General features: G+C 62.3%; 22 protein-coding genes. 1 reads left to right on the top strand and 21 read right to left on the bottom strand.

Annotated features, from left to right (window positions below):
• Positions 1–90: 90 nt before the first annotated feature.
• From AACQ43_RS16285 to mshI, 21 genes are all read right to left on the bottom strand, one after another.
• A complete protein-coding gene (locus AACQ43_RS16285; protein WP_045790829.1) occupies positions 91–678 on the bottom strand; it encodes a Maf family protein in 588 nt (195 codons plus the stop codon).
• A 51-nt stretch (positions 679–729) separates the two neighbouring features.
• Positions 730–1,215 (bottom strand): rod shape-determining protein MreD, encoded by a 486-nt coding sequence (mreD, locus tag AACQ43_RS16280; protein WP_005308115.1) that lies wholly within the window; start codon positions 1,213–1,215, stop codon positions 730–732.
• Entirely contained in the window at positions 1,215–2,120 is a 906-nt protein-coding gene (gene mreC / locus AACQ43_RS16275) for a rod shape-determining protein MreC (RefSeq protein ID WP_011704376.1), read from the bottom strand. The genes mreD and mreC overlap by 1 nt, the downstream gene beginning before the upstream one ends.
• A 42-nt stretch (positions 2,121–2,162) precedes the next feature.
• The gene (locus tag AACQ43_RS16270; RefSeq protein ID WP_005308111.1) at positions 2,163–3,203 is read right to left on the bottom strand and encodes a rod shape-determining protein; all 1,041 of its coding nucleotides are present in this window, start codon (positions 3,201–3,203) and stop codon (positions 2,163–2,165) included.
• A gap of 204 nt (positions 3,204–3,407) precedes the next feature.
• On the bottom strand, positions 3,408–7,088 hold the full coding sequence (locus AACQ43_RS16265) for a DUF6701 domain-containing protein (protein ID WP_282434313.1): 3,681 nt from the start codon (positions 7,086–7,088) through the stop codon (positions 3,408–3,410).
• Positions 7,088–7,549, bottom strand: a complete 462-nt coding sequence (locus AACQ43_RS16260) for an MSHA biogenesis protein MshP (protein ID WP_076361682.1) — start codon at positions 7,547–7,549, stop codon at positions 7,088–7,090. The genes AACQ43_RS16265 and AACQ43_RS16260 overlap by 1 nt, the downstream gene beginning before the upstream one ends.
• Positions 7,539–8,360 (bottom strand): MSHA fimbrial biogenesis protein MshO, encoded by an 822-nt coding sequence (gene mshO / locus AACQ43_RS16255; RefSeq protein ID WP_168967891.1) that lies wholly within the window; start codon positions 8,358–8,360, stop codon positions 7,539–7,541. Before mshO ends, AACQ43_RS16260 begins: the two co-directional genes overlap by 11 nt.
• A complete protein-coding gene (locus AACQ43_RS16250) occupies positions 8,360–8,920 on the bottom strand; it encodes a type IV pilus modification PilV family protein (protein WP_168967890.1) in 561 nt (186 codons plus the stop codon). Before AACQ43_RS16250 ends, mshO begins: the two co-directional genes overlap by 1 nt.
• Entirely contained in the window at positions 8,907–9,407 is a 501-nt protein-coding gene (locus tag AACQ43_RS16245) for a prepilin-type N-terminal cleavage/methylation domain-containing protein (RefSeq protein ID WP_168967889.1), read from the bottom strand. The genes AACQ43_RS16250 and AACQ43_RS16245 overlap by 14 nt, the downstream gene beginning before the upstream one ends.
• Positions 9,408–9,466: 59 nt before the next feature.
• Positions 9,467–9,940, bottom strand: coding sequence for a prepilin-type N-terminal cleavage/methylation domain-containing protein (locus AACQ43_RS16240; protein ID WP_168967888.1), 474 nt, complete (start codon positions 9,938–9,940; stop codon positions 9,467–9,469).
• 14 nt (positions 9,941–9,954) lie between these two features.
• Positions 9,955–10,626 (bottom strand): MSHA fimbrial major subunit MshB, encoded by a 672-nt coding sequence (gene mshB, locus AACQ43_RS16235; RefSeq protein ID WP_017408812.1) that lies wholly within the window; start codon positions 10,624–10,626, stop codon positions 9,955–9,957.
• A gap of 77 nt (positions 10,627–10,703) precedes the next feature.
• Complete coding sequence (locus AACQ43_RS16230) at positions 10,704–11,165, bottom strand: hypothetical protein (RefSeq protein WP_168967887.1); 462 nt, start codon at positions 11,163–11,165, stop codon at positions 10,704–10,706.
• A 121-nt stretch (positions 11,166–11,286) separates the two neighbouring features.
• On the bottom strand, positions 11,287–12,507 hold the full coding sequence (gene mshG / locus AACQ43_RS16225; protein WP_168967886.1) for an MSHA fimbrial biogenesis protein MshG: 1,221 nt from the start codon (positions 12,505–12,507) through the stop codon (positions 11,287–11,289).
• A gap of 53 nt (positions 12,508–12,560) precedes the next feature.
• Positions 12,561–14,270, bottom strand: coding sequence for an MSHA fimbrial ATPase MshE (gene mshE, locus AACQ43_RS16220; protein ID WP_011704368.1), 1,710 nt, complete (start codon positions 14,268–14,270; stop codon positions 12,561–12,563).
• A gap of 32 nt (positions 14,271–14,302) precedes the next feature.
• A complete protein-coding gene (gene mshN / locus AACQ43_RS16215) occupies positions 14,303–15,400 on the bottom strand; it encodes an MSHA fimbrial biogenesis protein MshN (RefSeq protein ID WP_168967885.1) in 1,098 nt (365 codons plus the stop codon).
• A complete protein-coding gene (gene mshM / locus AACQ43_RS16210; RefSeq protein ID WP_168967884.1) occupies positions 15,397–16,287 on the bottom strand; it encodes an MSHA fimbrial biogenesis protein MshM in 891 nt (296 codons plus the stop codon). The genes mshN and mshM overlap by 4 nt, the downstream gene beginning before the upstream one ends.
• A gap of 77 nt (positions 16,288–16,364) precedes the next feature.
• Complete coding sequence (mshL, locus tag AACQ43_RS16205) at positions 16,365–18,038, bottom strand: pilus (MSHA type) biogenesis protein MshL (RefSeq protein WP_146062004.1); 1,674 nt, start codon at positions 18,036–18,038, stop codon at positions 16,365–16,367.
• A 70-nt stretch (positions 18,039–18,108) separates the two neighbouring features.
• Positions 18,109–18,435: an MSHA fimbrial biogenesis protein MshK gene (gene mshK, locus AACQ43_RS16200; RefSeq protein WP_016349155.1), complete on the bottom strand. Its 327-nt coding sequence runs from the start codon at positions 18,433–18,435 to the stop codon at positions 18,109–18,111.
• Positions 18,428–19,075: an MSHA fimbrial biogenesis protein MshJ gene (mshJ, locus tag AACQ43_RS16195; RefSeq protein ID WP_168967883.1), complete on the bottom strand. Its 648-nt coding sequence runs from the start codon at positions 19,073–19,075 to the stop codon at positions 18,428–18,430. Before mshJ ends, mshK begins: the two co-directional genes overlap by 8 nt.
• Complete coding sequence (gene mshI1 / locus AACQ43_RS16190) at positions 19,075–19,668, bottom strand: MSHA fimbrial biogenesis protein MshI1 (protein ID WP_168967882.1); 594 nt, start codon at positions 19,666–19,668, stop codon at positions 19,075–19,077. The genes mshJ and mshI1 overlap by 1 nt, the downstream gene beginning before the upstream one ends.
• A 100-nt stretch (positions 19,669–19,768) precedes the next feature.
• Positions 19,769–20,632 carry an MSHA fimbrial biogenesis protein MshI gene (gene mshI / locus AACQ43_RS16185; protein WP_017408803.1) on the bottom strand — a complete coding sequence of 288 codons (864 nt, stop codon included), beginning with the start codon at positions 20,630–20,632 and terminating at the stop codon, positions 19,769–19,771.
• A 69-nt stretch (positions 20,633–20,701) separates the two neighbouring features.
• On the opposite strand from mshI, the gene AACQ43_RS16180 reads away from it, so the two are divergent.
• Positions 20,702–21,649: a 1-aminocyclopropane-1-carboxylate deaminase/D-cysteine desulfhydrase gene (locus AACQ43_RS16180; protein WP_168967881.1), complete on the top strand. Its 948-nt coding sequence runs from the start codon at positions 20,702–20,704 to the stop codon at positions 21,647–21,649.
• The last annotated feature ends 1 nt before the right edge of the window (position 21,650 follow it).

Below are 21,650 nucleotides of genomic sequence, written 5' to 3'. Positions count from 1 at the left end.
CTATGCCTTGCCTGTGATGGCTTCAAATTCTGATCGCCTTGCTGCGAGCGGTTCGCGGAACCGGCCCTGCGCAACAAGGCAGCGGTTGGATTACCGGGACTGTTCCAGATGATGCTTGATCAGCAGGTCGGTTTCCAGCAGGGGCAGGCCGACCACGGCGCTGTAGCTCCCCTCGATGCGGCTGACGAACTTGCCGGCAATGCCTTGAATCGCATAGGCACCGGCCTTGTCACAGGGCTCACCCGTGCGCCAGTAAGCCTCGATTTCGGCCTCGTCCAGCTTGCGAAACGCCACGTTGGTAGTGACCAGTCGCACGTCGCAGCGCTCCGGGGTGGCCAGCGCCACCGCCGTCATCACCTGATGCACCTTGCCGGAGAGCGCCTCCAGCATGTCCTTGGCGTCGAGCAGGTCGGACGGTTTCTCCAGCACCCGCTCCCCCAGCACCACTATGGTGTCGGCGCCCAGCACCGGCAGTGCCGTGGGGGCAGCGGCCACACCTGCCATGGCCTTGTCACGGGCCAGCCGGCAGACATAGTCCTGGGGCTTCTCGCCCTCTTCCCGTTGTTCCGGCACATCCAGCTTGAGCACCTCGAAGCGATAGCCCAGCTGGGTCAGCAGTTCATGACGGCGGGGTGAGCCCGAGGCGAGATAGAGTTGCAGTTCGTTGTGCTTGTTCATAATCATTTCGCGAGCCAGGGTACGGTTACAATACGTTGTTTTTACTCATATTCACTTGATATTGAAGCGCCGGCGCACCTTGCGCAAGACCAGGAAAACCCAGGGCCATATTAGCATCGTGCTCAGGGTCGACCAAAAGTAGGCGAAATTGAGGCTGGCGCGGCTGAACAGGTGCTCGGCCCAGAAGATGGTCACCTTGCCCACCAGCGAGAGGCAGCCGATGATCAGCGCCTGTTGCCAGAGGGAGAAGTTGCGGATCTTCTGGAACTGGAACGCCGCCAGATAGGTGGTGATGGCCATCGCCATGGCCCGCACGCCGAGGGTGCTGCCGAGCAGCACATCCAGCAGCAGGCCCGCCACCCAGGCGGTGCCGACGTTGGTCCGGTGTGGCAACGCTAGCGCCCAGTAGATGAGCACCATGGCGAGCCAGTCCGGCCGGAAGGGTTCAAGTTGGAAAGGAAGCGGCAGGATCGACAGACTAAGGGCCAGCAGGATCGAGATCCAGATCCAGATCCTGCCGCTGGCGGGTTGCAACATCAGCGCGTCGCTCCCGCAGCCGAAGGCGCCGCAGCCGGGGCTGCCGCAGGGGTCGGCGCCTCTTCATCGTCATGCACTTCCGGTTTCTTGTCGGTCCACAGCAGCAGCAGATAGCGCAAGCGGTCCAGCGCCACCAACGGCTTGGCCTCGACCTGGGCGAAGGGCTTGCCCTCCACGTAGTCGGAGCGGGTCACGGTCGCCACCGGATAACCTTCCGGGAAGCGGCCGCCCAGGCCCGAGGTAACCAGCAGATCGCCGACCTGCACGTCGGTATTGCGCGGCAGGTTGCGCAGCTCCAGCTTGTCGAGCTCGCCGCTGCCGGAGGCAATGGCGCGCAAGTCGTTGCGCAGCACCCGCACCGGGATGCCGTGGCTGGAGTCGGTGATCAGCAGGACGCGGCTGGTGGTGGAACCCACGTGCAGCACCTGACCGATCACCCCCTGATCGTTGATCACCGGCTGGCCGTTGTAGACACCGTCCAGCGCCCCCTTGTTGATCAGCACCTGATGGCTGAAGGGGTCGGAATCCACCGACAGCAGCTCGGCCACCATCTTGCGGGACTCCTTGTGCACCGGCGACCCCAGCAGCTCGCGCAGGCGCTGGTTCTCGTGCTCCAGATGATCCATCTTGAGCAGACGCGAGCGCAGGGTGAACAGCTGTTGTTCCTGCTGCTTGGTCTGCTCGATGAGGCCGGCCCGGGTCTGCACCTGGGTCGACATGGTATCGAGCATGATACCCGGCGCATTGGCCATGTATTGCAGCGGACTGACGAGCGAACTGAGGTAGACGCGGACGTGGCTGAACACACCGAAGCGGGAGTCCGCTACGATGGCAGCAATGGAGATGATGACGGCGAGAAACAACCGTAACTGAAGCGAAGGGCCTCTACCAAAAATGGGTTTCATGGGTCGTCAAAAAAGAGCCGGCACGCTGGCCGGCTTTGGGTCTTATTCGTAGTGGAACAGATCGCCACCGTGCATATCGATCAGCTCCAGTGCCTTGCCGCCACCACGGGCCACGCAAGTCAGCGGATCTTCGGCAACCACCACCGGGATGCCGGTCTCTTCCATCAGCAGACGGTCGATATCTTTCAGCAGGGCACCACCACCGGTCAGCACCATGCCGCGCTCGGAGATGTCGGAGGCCAGCTCGGGCGGAGATTGCTCCAGCGCCACCATCACGGCGGAGACGATACCGGACAGCGGCTCTTGCAGCGCTTCCAGGATCTCGTTGGAGTTGAGGGTGAAGCTGCGCGGCACACCTTCAGCCAGGTTGCGACCACGCACTTCGATCTCGCGCACCTCTTCGCCCGGGTAAGCGGAGCCGATCTCGTGCTTGATGCGCTCGGCAGTAGCTTCACCGATCAGGCTGCCGTAGTTGCGACGCACGTAGCTGATGATGGCTTCATCGAACTTGTCGCCGCCGATACGGACGGACTGGGAGTAAACCACACCGTTCAGGGAGATGATGGCCACTTCGGTAGTACCACCACCGATATCAACCACCATGGAACCGGTCGCTTCGGAGACCGGCAGGCCGGCACCGATGGCGGCAGCCATAGGCTCGTCGATCAGGTAGACCTCGCGGGCACCGGCACCCAGAGCGGATTCCTTGATGGCGCGACGCTCAACCTGAGTGGAGCCACACGGTACACACACCAGCACACGCGGGCTGGGGCGGAAATAGTTGTTGTCGTGAACCTGCTTGATGAAGTGCTGCAGCATCTTCTCGGTCACGTAGAAATCGGCGATCACGCCGTCTTTCATCGGGCGAATGGCGGAGATGTTACCAGGGGTACGACCCAGCATCTGCTTGGCGGCATGGCCGACGGCAGCGACCGATTTGGCGTTCCCGCGCTCTTGGCGAATGGCGACAACTGAGGGTTCGTTAAGGACGATCCCTTGATCTTTTACATAGATCAGGGTGTTGGCAGTTCCCAAGTCGATCGACAGATCGTTGGAAAAGACGCCTCTGAGCTTTTTGAACATGGCTACGGGAAATCCTAAGAATTTGGAGGTGCAGAAAACCGGCTAACTTTACCAATGCCCACCCCAATCGGCAAGCGCTCAAACTGTCGCCAACCCATCGGGCGCGACAAAAATGCGAGTCATCACTCACCCGCACAAGCCGACAAACGCTAATAAACAAGGGGATAGGGGGGCGAAGTTGACTGATCCGCCCCAACTCCCCGCTCAGTGCATCACTTCGCGCCGATAAATAATTCTGTCATTACCCCGGCTGGAGCCGAAGATGGCCTCACCTTGCAGGGTGGCCGGATCAGACAACCAGAGCGATTGTGACGGCTGTTTGCTCAAATCGACCCGGTAGGGAATGCGCACCGAGATATCTGGCCTAGCGAACTGGAACAGGATCTCGCCATCTGTTGCCTGTGCAGAAGCCCCGCCCGGTGCCGAACTCCCCAACCCCAGCCGGATCTTGCGATTATTCCCCAGACTCAGGTCGCGGCTGGCCGCATCAAAGACATGGCTCGGATTGAGGAAAGTGAAGCCCTGATTGGCCAGAGAGAACTGGGTGCACTGGTCCAGCTTGTTCAACTGCCAGTTGCCCGCCTCGTAATACTGCAGCTGGAAAGGCACGGCCAGCGGCGCAGAGGCAAGACCCGCCCCCGTCCCCGCCAGAAGGCGACCGAAATAGACCTGCATCGGCACGCTGTCGATCAGCCGGGCATTACAGCTGCCGCCGCTACAATTGCCGGCCACCGCATCGTTGAAGTCGGGGCTGGCAATCAAGGTTCTGTCGCCATCGTTGTCCCGCATATAGAGGCCAAACAGCAGCGACTTGTAGGGGCCATCCGGCTGGGTATCGGAGAGGCGAACAAATTCGCTGCTGCCGGCCGCCAACGCCGCCCGGCCATTGAGCCATGGCAGCGACGGCAGGCTGCGCAACCGGTTAGAAAGAGACTTGCCATCCTTGTTGTTGGCAACCGAGAGATAGGCACTACCCTTGGCAAACGAACCCGTATAGTTCTGGGTCTGGCCACCCGCCACGTTGCGGGCCAGCACATCCAGCGCAACCCCGAAGGGCTGGCCCATATAGGAGAAGACATTGCAGGCCGGCACTATGTCTCCGCTGACCAGATTAAAGTCCCAGGGTACGAAGCGTCCCACTGGCGCGCTGCTGGCGGGAGGGATGGTGTAGCCGAAATAACCCGTAGATACAGTGCTTCCCTCTGGCGGCGTTGCCACCGGTGGCGTCGCCGTCATCCTGAACACCCCCACCTCGCTCACCGTCTGGGTGACGCTGTTGAGGCTGTTGCTCGCGGGAACATGGCTATAGGTAGCCGTTCCCACCGCGGCATTGGTACCGGGGTTTGGCGCAACCAGGGTGCTGCCCAGGGCAATCTTGGGCAGGACAAAGTTGGGCGTGGTCTGATTTCCGGCACAGATATCACTATCGTTGGCCGATTCCCAAGCCATCGCCTTGATATCTACCTGGAAGGTGTCTCCCGCCTTCTTGAACACCGGGCAACTGCTGTCCCCTGCCGCGCAGACGCCTTGCAGGGGTGTAATGCACAAGCCGACCGGACGCGCCACAAACTGATCCGAACCGAGCATCACCAGCCCCGCTTCATTGCCCGTGCCGTCGTAGCGAGCATCCAGCTGGACCTTGCCGGCATCCGGATACTTGACCGTGATGCTCGACTGTCCCTGGGCATCGAAGTTGAGGGAAAACGCGGTGGCATTACCCTGGCTGGAGCCGATCAGGGTGTTGTTGACGCTCATTCCGCTGTTGAAGCTATTGCTGACCGGCGAAACATAGCTGCTCCAGAACTTGACGCTCTTGCTCTGATTGGCAAACCCCGGCACACACAGCTTGGTCAAATCGCTCTTCTTGACCGCCTTGATGGCCACCGTTTGCGGCTGGTTCGAGTAGGTGTCTGGCACATCAAAGAAGAAGCCGCTATCGGCAAAACTCAGGGTGCAGGCAGCCGCACTGGGCATCCCGGCGCCAGCCTTGCACAAGGTGGTGCTGAACGGCTTGGTAGTCGGGACCGAACCGGATACCCCTATGGTGACCGCAGTGGCGGTGTTGTTGCGCAGTTGAACGGTCGTAGAACCACCACTGAAGGTCACCGTATTGCCGCCAATCCAACCATTGCTGACAGAAGTAGGGGTAAGACTCAGGGTCGCGGTCACCGGATCTTTGATAAGTGTGGTACAAGCGGCATCGGCACAGGCATTGATCGTCACCGTCTCCGGATTGCAGGTCAGCGCCTGACCCGAGTGATCGAGCTGGAAGTGGTCGATCTGCACCCCCACCGGGTTGGAGCGCAGGGCGCAGATCCGCACGTTGTCTATCTCGTGGAAGTTGGTCACTGAACCGGTGGAGCCGGTCAGGGAGAGCAGGAAATTGGCCGGCACCGCCGCTTGACCGATCTGGCTCGTCATGTTGATGGGGCCGACCAGGGTGCTGTAGCCCGCGCCGGTATCCCGCTCGACGGTGGCCAGCGAGTTGCCTGCGGAGCGGGAGTCGACCGTGATGCGATAGCGATGGGGACGATTGCTGTTGGTACCGCTGTCGACGGGCGGGTTCAGGTTGCTGGCCGTCCCCGTCAGATAACGATAACCCGAGGTGCCCGACCCCGAACCACGGATGGAGACCGCCTGCGGCCGGGAGCCCGGGCTGTTGCTCCCTCCCTCGTTGGCATAGTTGCCGTACTCGTCGAGCCCCACCCCGAGCCAGCCGCCGGCAAAGCCGCTGCTCCCGGGCTTGTAGCCGTAGCCCAGCGGGCCACCAAAGGCCCCCGGTTGCGGCGTCAGGGTGGCATCCGAGAGCACCACCGCCATGCCGTCCGCCCCGCTCGTGCCGGAAGTCTTGTAGGCGTATTGATCGAATTCGACCGTCACCAGGTTGCCGGCCCCCGGGAAGAGGCGCTGGAAGGTGGCCGAAGTGGCCTGATCGGTAATGTTCTGGGTGAGGCGCAGACGGCCGTTCTGTACCGATGGCAGGGTGCTGTTGTTGCGCTGGGCCACCACCCAGCTGTCCGGGTTGATCTGGGCGCTGTCAAAACCATCGGCAAAACAGGTCAGCATGGGCGGCAACACTGCCTCGTTGATGCTGGACTGGGCATCCATGCTCAAGTAACGGGCCGTGACACGACCATAAACAGCGGCATAGTTATTCATGGTCAATTTATTGTCGCTATAGAGATAACCGTAAAACGTGGTGCCATTATCCAGCACCATATTGCCGTAATTAACCCAGATCAGGCTGCCTTGGTTATTGCTGTTGACGCTGACCGTATTGAAAAAGGTAACGTCCTGATTGACGAAAATTCGAGTAATGCCGCTACCAGACAAGCGAATGGTGACGTTGTCGATATTCAGTTTGTCGATAAAATAGTCGCCACTGCCCAATATCAATGTTGCTTTGTTACGCAGGGTGAGCGTCTTTATCTGGGTTTCGCTACGACTAGGGAATGTCAGGGTGCAGTTATCTAACAACACAGTACGGTAAGAGGCGCCAGATCCAGTCTGCGAGCCAGAAGTACAAGTCAAATCATTGTTGGTAGTGATCGTCGGAAATTTATTGTTGCTGCTGCTCAAGGTAAGTCCGCGAACGTCGCTGCCGGTGACGGTACAGACCTTGTAGCCACCCGCGCCGTCGTCGCAGCGCCGCGTGTTGTTCTGATCCGGCTGGATGGAGCAGAAGTTGAGTGGCAGCCCGCCGCTGCCATTGATCTTGGCGTTGTTGAGTTGGCCCAGTTGGTAGCCGTTTATTTGGTAGCAGGCAGTACTGCTGTCACCATGGTGGCCCTGCACCACGGCCGGGAAGAGCGAGCCGGTATCGATGGGATCGAACGCCCAGACCTGGCTAGTGAAGAGGGCCAGCGCCCACAACCATTTCATCATCAGCCTCCGTCATACGCTTCGACCATCAGGGTACGGCTCACCCTGAAGTCTGGACTGGCGCCATCTAGATTGTCGTCGCCACAGCTACCAACGCTCTCGAGCCGGTAGCCGGTGCTCGTCACGCCGTTGTAGGTAGTGGTCACGGTGCGGCACTGCACCACCGCCTGGCAGTCGACCAGCCCCGGATTGCCGGTGAAGCTGATCGTCTTGCTGAGCTCGCACATCGCAGGTGGCTGGGCTGCCTGTCGATTTGGGAACAGTCGATAGAGCGCCACTTCCAGCCCGCTCTGGGCCGCTAACAAGGCACGCACGCTACGCACCTCCACCGTATTCTTCTCGCTGCTGTCGAGCAAAAAGCGCCCCATGGCTGCCGCCAACATGGCCATCACCACGATCACGAACAGAGCGATCATCAGGGCACTGCCCCCCATCTTCTTGCTCTGACGCCGCTCAGGGAACATTGAAGACCCCCAGCTTGTGGTTGAAGGTGACCGCTTCGCCCTTTCGTTCGAACACCAGCCGCACGCCGAAGGCCCCTTCAGCATTGAAGGCCGAGACCTCTCGATAGAAGTTGCCGGCACGAAGCGACTCGGCCATCAGCACACCCGTTGCAACAGGGGCCCCGATCGCGGCACTGGCTCGCGTCATCGTGCTGCCTTCCACGCAGTAGCGTACCTGTTGATTGGCAAAATAAACCCGGCTGCCGGGCGAGATCCCGGCCAGGGTCTCACCACTGATATAGCGAACGGTCTGCGCCCCCGATACCGGCGCCAGTACCTCGGTGACTCTGGCGACACAGCGGCCATATTCACAGCCATTGACCAGCGAGCCGGCTGCTGACGTCGGCAGCGGGAAGACCACCATCAGGTCCCCTACCTTGACCGCATTAGCATCCTGACTCATGGGATCGACGGCCGAGGCAGGAGTCGCCATCACCAGTTCCAGGGTAGATGTACTGCCGGACTGGGCTCGGTTGAGAGCAAGATAGCGGCTGGAGGTGCTGATGGGCCAGAAACGCAGGCAGGGACCGCTGTCATCCCAGCTGCCATCCAGGGTTTCAATCCGCTCTGAACCCGGCAGCGCATCGCGCACCTCGCGGTTGAGCCGCTCCATGGCGAAGCGGGCATCGCTCATCAGCTGTTCTCGGCTACTGGCATCGCCGTAGATCTGGGTACCTATGCCGATGAACTGGCTGGCGAAGGTGGCCATGATCCCCAGCAGCAGGATCACCATTACCAGTTCGATCAGGGTAAAACCGCCCGGCGTCCGCATCAGTAGTTGCCCCGATAGAAGGAGAAGTCGAGCACGCTCTCGTCAGGCAGCCGCACCTGCAGATCGATGCGCTTGCCCACCGAACAGGGCGACGCACAGTTCTTGAAGTTGCCATCGCTGAAATCCACCGGGCTCACCGTAATCCTGACTTGATAGTTGCGATACTCGTCACTGGCGATGATGCCGTCGCTCTGGGTGTAGAAGCTGGCAGCTTTCCAGCTGCCGGCAGTATCGAAATCGTCCACGTCGTTGAACATGTAGGGGGTGGCTTCACCGTCTGGACCATAGTGGGTCGAGCAGGCGGGGATGGTGACGCCAGCCACCGTCTCACCGCAGCGATAGCGGCCGCCATTGTGATCCGACAGCTCATCGAACGATGTTTGCTGGATCTCGCCCGCCAGGCGCTGGGCCAGCTGGGCACCACGCACCTGCTGCACCGGGTCCACCGCCTGGGGAGCCTGATTGATCAACAGCCCCAGGATGCCGGTCAGTGCCACCGCCAGCAGCACTATGCCGACGATCAGCTCAATCAGGGTAAAACCGCGCTCAGGGGCTCTCATGGATATAGCCCTCGGACTCTATCTTGATGCGGCCGGTTTCGCGGCCATCGCTCACCTGCAGGGTACAACCCGTGGCACAACTGCCGAGCGGTCTTCCCATCTGATCAAAACGGATCACGAAACTGCTGGCGTTATTGAGGGAAACCGCCATACCGGCGGAAGGGGTCACAAGGCGGCCACGGGTGCGCTGATTGTCGCTCCAGCCAGCCATGGGGTCGGGGGCTGGACAGCCAGTGCCGGTCGCCGCCAGCGTGATATGGGCAAAACGGGAAGCCTGCACCACCAGCTGGGTACAGCGATCGGCGGGTTCATGCATGTTGATGGTCTGCACCAGCCGTAGCCTGGTCAGCAGTTCATCACGAAGGGTTTGGGTTTCAAAGCCGCCTTTGCCCAGCAATTTGGGCACGGCAAAGGCGGCCAGAATCCCCAGCAACAGGATCACGATAACCAGTTCAATCAGGGTAAAGCCCTTGGTTGCTGACGACATAGCCTCTTCATACTGGTCAAAAAATGCGGGGGACACTCCCCCCGCATTCATTAGAGCTATCAGGTATTGGGAGTACACTCTTTGCTTGCATTCAACTTGCCAAGAGCAGCTGTCGCCGGTGTTGATGCAGTAGCTTCGGTATACAGGACACAATCAGACTTTTCTTTTGCATCTGTCGGAGCAAAGCGGAAAGTCTTGCTTGCACCAGAGACACCTTGCCAAGAACCATCAATAGTGACGGCTTTAGCAATACCATTGGTGGAAGCGTCTGGGTAACCATATACGACATTGATGTCGGTACCATCAGAGCTGGAAATGGATGCAGATGGTGCAGTTTCAACACCATTCAGAGCGGCTTTGCTGTACACCAGCTGAGAGGAGCTCTGTACTGCCGCTAACACACCACTTGCAGCTGCAGTCTTGGCGTCATCCTGCAGATTCAGGAACTTGGGAGCAGCGGTCACTGCCAGGATACCCAGAATGATGATCACGATGACCAGTTCGATCAGGGTAAAACCCGCCTGTTTTTTCATATTGCTTTCCTCTGTCAATTGATATTGGTGGTCACCTGACCGGAAGCCGGACGGTAACTAAAACTCATGAATGCATCAGTACTGCCTTGCGGATCCTGATACTTGCCATCACTACCCTTACTCAAACTATTGACCAGATAGTAGCGGCAGACCGAGTCCAGGCCGTTATTGGTCACACTGACATAGTATTTCAGGTCATTGCCGCTACCACGCACCTCACTGAAGCTGGCGGTAGCCTTGGGCGGATTCTGCAGCAGACCCTCCCAAATCTTGAGACAGCGCGGGGCCGTCAGGTTGGCCGGATCCACGTCGATGCCGCCACCGGCCGAGGTATCCATGGGATAGCCGGGGGATAGCTCGCCGTTGCTGACCTGGGTGTCGGTCGGCGTGGTCAGATAGAAGCGTGAACCGTCATACAGCACGGTGTTGAGGCTGTCCTGCTTGGCGCGCCCTTCGGCCTCCCATTGAGCCCGCACCAGCGACACGCCGGTGGCAAACCCGCCGGAGACCCCCTCCACGCTGGCTTTCTTGGCTTCGTCCGTGACATCGAGAAAGCGGGGCAAGGCGGTGACCGCCAGGATCCCCAGGATGACGATGACGATCACCAGCTCGATCAACGAGAAACCCGCTGCCCGATGGGGACTCGCCACACCGGAATATCTTGGTACCAGTCGCGTTGTTGTCATGGACCCTCCGTAATAACCCGCATTATTTCATGCAGATATAAAAAAATCATTTAACTGAATCGCAAAATAAGCCTCATTCAGGGCTTTTGCTGCACTCTGCCGTCAGAAAATTGATAAATCAGCCAATTATTCTCCCAGCCGAACTGGCACCCTTCGCCATCCAGGCTCGCCAGGGCCTGCACCGGCGGCTGGGTCGACGCCGTGGTACCGATGAGTTGCTCCCACAACCAGCGGCAGTTTTCCGACGGCGTCATCGCTGTACCGGCACCCAGTGGCCAGCCACGCTCATCAAACTGCCAGGCCATCCCATCGGCATGCAGCACGGCGGGACGCCGCTGATCGAGCCAGAGCCCATGCAGCCTTTGTGCGCGTTCGGCAAATTGCTCCCCCAGCAGGGTCAGGCTAACGGCCAGCGCCTCCTCCCGGTGGACAAGATAGCTCCGAGCCAGGGTCGCCACCATGATCAGCAACAGGATCCCCACGGCCAGCCGCCGATAGCTCCCCAGCCAGTGATCATCCTGTTGTGACTGTCGACTCACCCATCTCGCTCCACGCTCTGCAGCCTATCCACTCCCCGCCTCAGTGACGGTAAAGATACCGGCTTACTTGCCACGCACCGCACGCATCATGCCCCACCTCAGTGACGGTAAAGATCCCGGCTTACTTGCCACGCACCGCACGCATCATGTCCCACATCGGCGTAAAGATGCCCAGCGCCAGGATCAATACCATGACCGCCACGATCCCGATCAGGATCGGCTCGATCCGGGCGGTAAGGCTCTTGAGGTCATAATCCACCTCCCGCTCGTAATACTCGGCCGCCTCGTGCAGCAGATCATCGACCTGGCCGGTCTCTTCCCCCACCGCGATCATCTGCATCACCAGCGGGGTGAACAGGCCGCTGCTGCCAGCGGTGCGCAGCAGGCTCTCGCCCCGCTCGATGCCGGCCCGCATGTCGCGGATCCGACCCGCCATCCAGGCGTTGTCCACCGCATCGGCCACCAGGCTCAGCGCCGTGTTGAGCGGCACCCCGGCCTTGAGCATCATGGAGAAGCTGCGGGCGAAGCGGGCCAGCAGAGAGCGCTCAATGATGGAGCCGACGATCGGCAACTTGAGCTGCCATCTGTGCCAGGTCAGCTTGCCCTTGACCGTGCTCACCCAGCGCCGCCAGCCGAACACCATGGCCAGCAACACACCGAGCATCACCCACCAGTAGTGCACGAAGAAGTGAGAGGTGGCGAGCAGGATCCGGGTAGCCAGCGGCAGCTCGACGCCAAATTTGGCAAACATGCCGGCAAAGACCGGGATCACCATGATGTTGAGGATCACCATGGCGATGCCGATGGCAATCAGCACGAAGCTGGGGTAGCGCATGGCGGTCTTGATCCGCTTGCGGGTTTCCAGCTCCAGCTCGAAATAGTTGGCAAGCTGCAAGAACGCCTCTTCCAGCTGACCCGTGTTCTCCCCCACGTGGATGATGGCCACGAACAGGCTGCTGAACACCCTTGGGTGGGCCTGCATCGAGCTCGACAGCGGCCGGCCGTTGCCCAGATCCTCTCCCAGCGCGTGCAGCGCCCGCTTGAGCGGCTTGCTGTGGGCGCTCTCCTCCAGCCCGGCGATGGCGCGCAGGATGGGGATGCCGGCCCGGGTCAGGGCATACATCTGGCGGCTGAACACTACCAGCTCGTCCAGCCGCACGCCCCGCTCCAGCAAGAGGGACCAGTCGAGGGCGGCCGCCTTCGCCTTGCCGGGCTTCAACTCGGTCGGCATCACGCCGCGGCGCATCAGCTGCTCGGCCGCAGCCATCTCGGTGGCCGCGTCCACCACGCCGCTGACGGCATTGCCCTGGCTGTCGCGCCCCTTGTAGGCAAAGCTGCTCATGGTGCGCCTCGCGCCAACCGGCCGTGTTCATTGCCGATGAAGTTGGTCATCACTTACCCCAGGTCCTCCGCCAGCCGCAGTACCTCATCCACCGAGGTGATCCCCTGGCGAGCGTAATCGAGCGCGGTCAGCGCCAGCGGCCGGTAGTGTGGGTGCTGGCGGGCCGCCTTGGCAAACCCTTCGGCGTCGTTGCGACGCAGGGAGTCCATCATGGGCTGATCCAGCTCCAGCAGCTCGTACACCCCGATCCGGCCGGCATAGCCGGTAAAGTTGCAGCTCTGGCAGCCGCGCCCCTTGTGATAGACGTGCTGGCCCGGCGCTTCGCCGGAGAGCACGGTCAGCCAGGTGGCCTGGCCTTCATCCGGCGCCTTCTCCTCGACGCAGTGCTCGCACACCCGCCGCACCAGCCGCTGGGCCACCACGGCCCGCAGCGCGCTCGCCACCAGATAGCCCGGGGCCCCCATGTCGATGAGACGCAGGGCGCTGGTAACCGCATCGTTGGTGTGCAGCGTGGTCAGCACCAGGTGACCGGTGATGGCGCCGCGCAGGCCGATCTCCACCGTTTCGTTGTCCCGCATCTCGCCCACCAGCAGGATGTCCGGGTCCTGACGCAAAGTAGAGCGCAGCACGTGGGAGAAGGTAAGTCCGATCTTGGGATTGACCTGTACCTGATTGACCCTGGGCAGCCGGTATTCCACCGGATCTTCCACCGTGATGATCTTCTGGCTGGCCTGGTTGAGCTCGGAGAGGGCGCCATAGAGGGTGGTAGTCTTGCCGCTGCCGGTCGGCCCTGTCACCAGGATCATGCCGTGGGGTCGCTTGAGCTGACGCCGGAAGCGGGTCAGGATCTCCGGCGGCATGCCGGTCTCGGTCAGCGACAGGATGCCGGAAGATTGGTCCAGCAGCCGCATCACCACGGATTCGCCGTACTGCACCGGCATGGTCGACATCCGCACATCCACGTCGCGGCCGCGCACCTTCATGTTGAAGCGGCCATCCTGCGGCAGCCGCTTCTCGGAGATATCGAGGCCGGCCACCAGCTTGAGGCGCAGTACCAGCGCCTGGGCGATACGCACCTCGCTCAGGATGTTCTCGTGCAGGATGCCGTCGATACGCTGGCGAATGCGCAGCACCTTCTCGTCCGGCTCGATGTGGATATCGGAAGCCCCCACCTGCACCGCATCCTCGAACAGGGAGCGCAGCAGCTTGGCCACCGTCGCCTCCCCCTCATCACCTGCCCCCAGATTGCTGGAACCCAGCTCGAAGCCGGCGTCCTGATACTCCTCGTGCAGCTGTTCGGCGAAGCTCTCTATTTCGCGGGTGCGGCGATAGAGGCGGTCGAAATACTCCAGCAGCTGGCCTTCCCGCGCCACCGCCAGCCCCATCTCCCGCGGGCGCAGCAGCGCCGCGATGGCGTCGAGGGCGCTCAAATCGGCCGGATCCGACATGGCTACCGTCACCTTGTTGTCGGTGAGGTTGACCGCCAGCGCACGGTAGCGGCGCGCCTGCACTTCCGGCAGCAGCGGCACCGCCGACGCATCTATGGTGAGGTTGTTGAGATCGAAGAAGGGTACATCCAGCTGACGGGCGAGGAACTGCAGCAGTTGCACCTCGCTGATGAAGCCGAGATCGATCAAGGTGGTGCCCAGCTTGCGGCCGGTCTGACGCTGCTGCTGCAGGGCGAGCTGCAGCTGATCATCCGAGATGATCTGCTCTTGTACCAGCAGGTCGCCGAGGCGCATTTTCAGTCTGGGTTGTGCCATGCAAACTCCAAAAAAGTGATCCCGGCCGCCCGTCAGGGGGCGAGCTGGGCAATCCGCTGTTCGAGCCAGCTGGTCGACGCCTCGCCCAGGTTGCCGTGCAACTGGGCATTGCGATAGGCATCCAGCGCCCGCTGGCTGTGGCCCTGGCCATCTTCGGCCACCCCGAGCCCGAGCCACCAGCGGCCCTGATCCGGCTGCTGGCGCAACAATTTCACGTAAAGATCCGCCGCCTCGGCATGCTGACCCAGCTCCTGGCTCAGCCCGGCCCAGGTGGCGTAATAATCCAGATTGCTGGCCAGATCCGGTCGATGGCCGGTCAGCCAGCCGAGCGCCTTGAGCTGATCGCCACTACTGATGGCGAGCCGCGCCAGCAGCAGCCGGAAATCGGCCTGTTCGGGATCGAATCTGAGCCCCTCTTCCAGCAACTGGCTTGCCTCGCTCAGCCGACCCTCGCCGTAGAGCAGACCCGCCAGCTGCTCGCGCGCTCCCTGATTGCGGGGATCGTGGGCCAGCACCTGATAGTAGTTGTCCTGGGCATCGCGCAGCTGCCCCTTGGCCATGGCGGTGGTGGCCTTGCGCTCGGCCAGGGTGGCCAGTTCGGCCTCGGAGAGGTTGACCGTCTCTATCTTGAGCACGCCGGGCTTGCGCGGCGCGGCCGCGGGGGCCTCCTGCTCCGCCGCGAGCTCGGCATAGAGATCGGGTTGCAGCTCCTCGTCGCTCGGCCCCTCCTCATCGATGGCGGCCACCTCGGCGTCATCGGCTGCACTCTCCTGCGCCTCCTGCGGCTCGGCGGCAGGCGGGGCAGCAAGGTGGCGCGGGGTCGGCAACGCCACCACCTGATCCACCGGCTCCTGTTCTGCACTGGCCGGCACCGCTACGGGAACCGCACGGGCGATGGCGTCCGGTTTGGGCTCGCCGGCCGCCTGCAGCTGGCGGGCCTCGGCGACCTGCTGGCTCTGCTGCCAGTAGATCCAGGTACGCCAGCCCAGAATGCCAAGGGCCAGCCCGCAGATCAGGGTCAGCAGCAGCATCCACCAGCCCTGCTGGCGCACGGGCGGCACATAGACGGCCCCCTCGCCCCCCTGCTGGCGCTGTTCCAGATCCTTGAGCATCTGATTGATCACGCTCATTGCCAGACTCCATAGGCGAGGGCACAACCCAGCAGCAGCACGAGTGGCCACCAGCGCCGCGGCACGAAGCGGCGGGCATCGTCGGTGTCGCGCACAGCCAGCCGCACCAGCCGGCTATCAATCTGGCGCGCCCCCTGGCCATAGGCCAGCATCAGGCACTTCTGCGCCAGTATGTTGATGAGTCGCGGAATGCCGCGCGAGGCGCGCCACAGCTGGCGCAGCGCCCGGCCGCCAAACAGCGGGGCCCCGCGATAACCGGAAATCTGCAATCTGTGCTCCAGGTAGGCCCGGGTTTCATCGAAACGCAGCGACCGCAGGCAGTAGGAGAAGCCGATCCGCTGGCGCAGCTGGCGCAGATGGGGCTTGGCCAGCCTGGTATCCAGCTCCGGCTGGCCGAACAGCACGATCTGCAGCAGCTTGCTTGATTCGGTCTCCAGGTTGCCGAACAGCCGGATTGCCTCCAGCGTCTCGTCCGGCAGCGCCTGCGCCTCGTCGATCAGCACCACCACCCGGCTCCCCTGCTGGTGCAAGGCGATGAGGTGGCGATGGATACGATCGGTCAGGTCCAGCTCGCTCTGATCCCGCACCGCCAGTCCCAGCTCCAGCGCCAGGGCGATGCGCAGCTCGGCCGGGTTGAGGTGGGGGTTGGGCAACCAGGCCAGCCGCACCGGCCGCTCCTCGGAGCCCAGTTCGCTCAGCAGCTTGCGGCAGAGCAGGGTCTTGCCGGTACCGACTTCGCCGGTCACCTTGATGAAGCCCTCCCCCTGCGCCAGCGCCCAGTTGAGCACCTGCAGCGCCTCCTCGTGCGGGGGCAGCCCGTAATAGAAACCGGTGTTGGGGGTGAGGCCGAAGGGAGCCTCCTGCAAACCGAAGTGGTTCAGGTACATGGGCAATCACCTGCCATCTCTGCCCGGGAGCCCGTGATGGCCCCCGGCATTTGGTCAAACCGGTCCAGGATCATGACTCAGCCCTTGGGCGGATACCATTTGTCGAGCAGCTCGGAGGAGCGCTGCAGTTCGTTCTGCCAGGTGTCCTTCTCCACCACGGTCGGCTTGAGCAGGATCACCAGCTCCACCTTCTTGGTGCTTTCGCGGCGGTTGGTGAAAGCCTCGCCGACCCAGGGAATGTCCCCCAGCAACGGCACCTTGCTGACGATCTCCTGCTTGTCGGTCTTCATCAGGCCGCCGATGACGATGATGTCGCCATTGTTGGCCTGCACCACGGTATCGGACTCGCGGATCGAGCTCTTGGCCAACGGCAGTTGAAGGGTCCCTCCCGAGGTGCCCATGTCGATGGTCTTCTGTTGCTCTTCGGTGTCGATGACGGAGGGGTGGATATGCAGCAGCACCTTGCCCTCCTCGTCGATCTGCGGCGTCACGTCCAGCGCGATGCCGGAGAAGAAGGGGGTCAGCTCCACGTTGGGAGTTTTGTCCGTACCCGTGGAAGTCGTGGTGATGGTGGTGGAGGCGTTGGTGACGAAATACTCGTCGGTCCCCACCTTGATCACCGCCTTCTGGTTGTTGGTCGCCGTCACCCGCGGGCTGGAGAGGGTGTTCACGTCCCCCTGGGTCTTGAGCAGGTTGACCGCCACGTTGAAGTTGCCGTCAGAAATCTTGAAGCCGGCCCCGCCGCCCAGGGCGCTGAAGATCTGGTTGGGGGTGGTGGGCAGTTGGGAAGGCGCTGCCGAACCACCGCCGGTAATGCCCTTGTTGCCATCCCAGCTGGCGGAGAGACCACTCCAGTCTACCCCCTGCTCGTAACCCTCGTTGAGGGCCACCTCCAGGATCCGCGCCTCCAGCACCACTTGGCGCTTCAAGTGGCTCTCTGACTGATTGAGGAACTCGCGCACCGCCTTGAGCTCCTTCGGATAGGCCCGAATGGTCACCAGGCCCGCCTGTGGGCTGGTGATGACGGCGCGGCCGTCGCCGCTGCCGATCAGGGTCTGCAGGGTGTCGCGCAGATCGGTCCAGTAGTCGCTGTTGGTGTCGGTCTCGATGCGGGTGCCGTTGCTGTCGCTGTTCGAGCTGCCGTTGGAGGAGCGGTTGCTGTTACTGGTGCTGTTGTTACTGCCGTTGGCATTGTCAAAGCTGTTGCTGTTGCCATTGTTGTCGTTGGCCGTCACCCCGCCGGTGCTGACCGAGGTGCGGGAGAGGCCGCGCCGGGACATCATCAGGTAGTTGACCGGAATGGTCTCGGTGCGCAGCCCGGCCGGATAGACGTGGAACACGTTGCCCTTGCGCTGCACGTCGAAGCCGTACATGTCGCCCACCACGGCCAGCACTTCGGTCAGGGTCACGTCCTTGAGCTCGACCGAGATCTGGCCCGCCACCCCGGGGTGCACCGCCACGCTGTAGCGGGAGCCCTTGAACAGGGAGCCGAAAAACTCCACCGCATCCACGTCGTGGGCGGCAATACGCAGCCGCGGTTCCGGCATGCTGATGGCCTGGGGTGGACGATTGAGCTGCAGCAGTTCGCTCTGTACCGACTTGGGTACGCTGGTCAGGGCCCCGCCCTTGTTCTGCTCGGTCATGGCATGCCTGAGTGCGTCCTTGGCCTGCACGGGTTCGGGGTGCCGGTAGCTGGTACAGCCTGCCGTCAGCACGGCGGCGGAGATCAGGCAGAGATGATGTTTTTTCATGTAATAAGTGCACCCTGACTTGCAATTGAACTCGACAAACCTGGCTCCGCCCATCCCGGGTGGAGCGCGTTCAGATCCGGACCTTGCTGGCAAACAGGGTCAGCGACTGGCGCTTGCCCCCCTTCTCCAGCACCACGGCATCTGCACCTATGGCCACCACGCGATAACCGTCGACCTGCTGGCCGACCCGATAACTGCTGCCGTTGAGCACCGCCAGTGCCGGGCCATTGCCCAGCATGATGCTCTGCAGCCTGGGCAGACCGGCCTCGCGCTGGCCGGTTGCACTGGCGCCGCTGGTCGCGCCGCTCAAAGGCGCGGTGGGGTCCTGCAACAGCTCGGGCTGCGCCTGGGCCAGCAGACTGAACAGACACGCCCACAGGGGGAACCATCTAGCCACGGATAAACTCCTTGCTGGTGCTGAGGGTGTAGATCTCCATCTCCACCACCGCCTTGGGATACTCCTGCACCTGGTAGTCAAACTGCTTCCAGTAGAAGTGGCGCGGCAGCCCCTCCAGCGCCTTGAGATACTGATACACATCGAAATAGCCGCCCTCCAGCTTGAGCCGGATGCCGTGCTTGAACAGGTTGATGCGCTGCTCTCCCGCCATCAGCGGCTCCGGCGTCAGCGACGTGAGTGCCACCATGTGCAGATTGGCGGAGCGCGACAGCAGGGCCTCCAGCACGGCCGGCATCTCGTGGGCCTGGATCAGATCCACCGTCTGGGCCTTGAGTTCGGCGTCCAGCCTGCCCAGCTCGCCATCCAGCTGAGCCAGCTGGGTACGCACGTGCAGATCAGGATCCCGCGCCAGTTTGGCCTGCTTGCCCTGATTCTCGAGATCCATGATCTCCAGATCCCGCTGGGCAGTACTCAGCGCCAGCCGCTCCTGCTCCAGCCGCACCGCGGCACCATCCAGCCAACCATAAATGGCAACGGCGCCGACCAGTACCACCCCGGTCAGCAGGATCAGTACCCGCTCGCGCTGGCTGAGGGCGGCGATCTTGTCGGCCCATGCCTGCCACTGCTCTTTCAGGCTCATCAGGGCTTCTCCCGCTCGATGCCGCTGAGCTGGAAGGCTAGCCGGCCCTCCTTGTCACGGCTTAACGTCAGCTCACCAAACTGCTTGCCCGCCAGCGACGGGGTCTGCTTGAAACGGTTGACCCAGGCCGGCACATCCTGGCTGCGCCCGGCGAAGCCGGATAGGTTGACGTAGCCGTCGGCGATCTCGATCCGCTGCAAGGAGAGCTGCGGATCGCGGATACGGGACAGATCGGCCATCAGCCCGGCATAGCCCTGGGATTTTTGCAATGCCAGGCTGCCCAGCTGCCGTATCAAGCCCTGCTTGGCGGTCAGCTCCTCCTGTTTGGTGGCAAGCTGCTGTTGCAGCAGGCCATCGGCCTGATGGCGGGCCAGCTCGGCATCCAGCCGCTGCGCTTCGCCGCGCTTGATCTCCAGCGCCGCCCGCACCTGTACCAGCTCGCGCTCGACAGCGTGTTGCTGCCAGGCGATGACACCGGCGACGCACAGCAGCAACAGCACGCTGCCGCCCCATACCAGCGCCATCTGGTTGAGGCTGGCCCACTGCCGTCTGGGCCGAAACTCGGCGCCGTAGAGGTTGATCTGGCGTTTCATCAGGCATCCTCCCCCAGAGCAGTTTCATAGGCCGAGAGATATTCGATGCCAGACAGTAATTCGGACTTGTTGACCTTGGCAGTCGACATGGCAAGCGCGCTCATTGCTCACCTCCCAGGGCGGCGGCATAGGCCGAGAGATATTCCACGCCGGACAGGATCGCCTTGTTGGCCATGGCAGAGACAGCAAAGCCGAAGGTCTGCTCCATGTGGCGCACCAGGGTACCGATGAAGGGCGAGGCGATGGCGAGCTGCATCTGGCCGAGTTCCGGTAGTTTGAGCTGGCCAACCAAGTAATCGAGGGAGCGCTGGATCTCCAGCGCCAGCGAATCGAGCAGCATGGCGTCAGGCTCATGCTCGCCGGTGAGGGCGCCAAAACCGCGCAGCTGGCGGGAGAAGCAGAGCCCCCCCTGATGGAACACCAGCAGTTGCAGATCCTGCCCCTTCGGCTGCCACAGCAGCATGCGCACCGTCTGATCCGGCTCGTACAGCGCGGTCATCGCCAGCTCGTCGCTGACGATGGCGTCCAGGCTGGCGATGCCGTTGACCGCATCCGCCAGCTGCTGAACCCGCGCCTTGGGCACGCAGATCACGTTGATGCGCGGCCGGCCCGCCGGCGGGGTGGGCAGATCCACATAATCCATGGCGAGCTGCAGCACGGATTCGCTGACATAATCCTTGATCGCCCAGGGCAGGGCACCGGCCATTTCGGCATCGGGAACGGCGGGCTTGTCGATCTGGACCTGTTGGTAAAGGCTGGCCGCGAGGGCGACTCGCACCTTAGACTTGGCGAGGCCGTGGCGGCTGAACAGCTCGGCCATGGCCTGGGACCACTCTTGCGGACCGTTGATGGCGCGGGTGGCGAAGATAGGTGGGTTGCCGAGCGAAGCCAGCATGATCCGATCGCTGGCCAGCAGGAGTCCTACCTGACGGCTGGGGGTCGAACGTCTGAAAAGTTGTTTCATTGAAACCCGCACCTGGCTGCCCAAAACGGATTAAACCTTAGCATAAACAGAGCATTAGCCTCCAGATAAATGACCGATTACTCATTGTCACCCCAATCGCCCCCGATGGCGCTGCTGCCCCTGCCGCCCGCCCTGTTGCCCTCGCCGCTGCAAGCTGTCTCACATCCGCTACTGAGCGCCCATGGAGTCCAGCTCTGGTGCAAACGGGACGATCTGATCCACCCCGTCCTCTCGGGCAACAAGTGGCGCAAGCTCAAGTACCACCTGCTGCATGCCAGAGAGCAGGGCAAACGCCATCTGCTCTCGTTTGGCGGCGCCTACTCCAATCACATCCATGCCCTAGCGGCAGCGGGGTGCCAATCTGGCCTGCGTACTACCGGCATCATACGCGGGGAGCCGGAAGCCGTCAGCAACTGCACTCTGAGCGCAGCAAAAGGCTGGGGCATGGATCTCGTTTTTGTCGACCGCCAGCGCTACCGGCGGCGGCAGGATCCCGCCTGGCTGGCCCAATTCGAGGATGAAGAGACCCTGATAGTGCCGGAAGGGGGCAGCAGCCCGCTGGCCATTCCCGGGGTGGCCGAGCTGGTCGATGAAGTCCCCTTCTCGCCGGATCTCTGGGTGCTGCCCTGCGCCAGCGGTGGCACCCTGGCCGGGCTCATCGCCGGCAAGCGGGAAGGAGAACAGATCCTCGCCATCGCGGTACTCAAGGGGGGGAGCTTCATCGCCGACGAGGTGCGTCGGCTCAACCCTGCCGCCGCCGACACGCCCGGCTGGCGGATCGCGCTGGATCACCACGACGGCGGCTATGCCAAGTTCAGTCCGGCGCTCTGGCAGTGGGTGCAGACCTTCAGCGCCGAGACGGGCCTGCCGCTGGAGCCCATCTACAGCGGCAAGGCGATGTGGGGGCTGTTTCGCGAGCTGGCGACTGGCCGCATCCCGCGCGGCAGCAAGATCGTCTTCATCCACACCGGTGGCATGCAGGGGCTGGCGGGGCTGAGGGAGCAGGGGCGCCTGTGAC

The sequence above is a fragment of the Aeromonas sp. DNRA1 genome (assembly GCF_963888745.1).
GTDB classification, from domain to species: domain Bacteria; phylum Pseudomonadota; class Gammaproteobacteria; order Enterobacterales; family Aeromonadaceae; genus Aeromonas; species Aeromonas hydrophila.
Note: the sequence above shows the minus strand (reverse complement) of the source record. Positions and strands in the feature narration are given on the sequence as shown.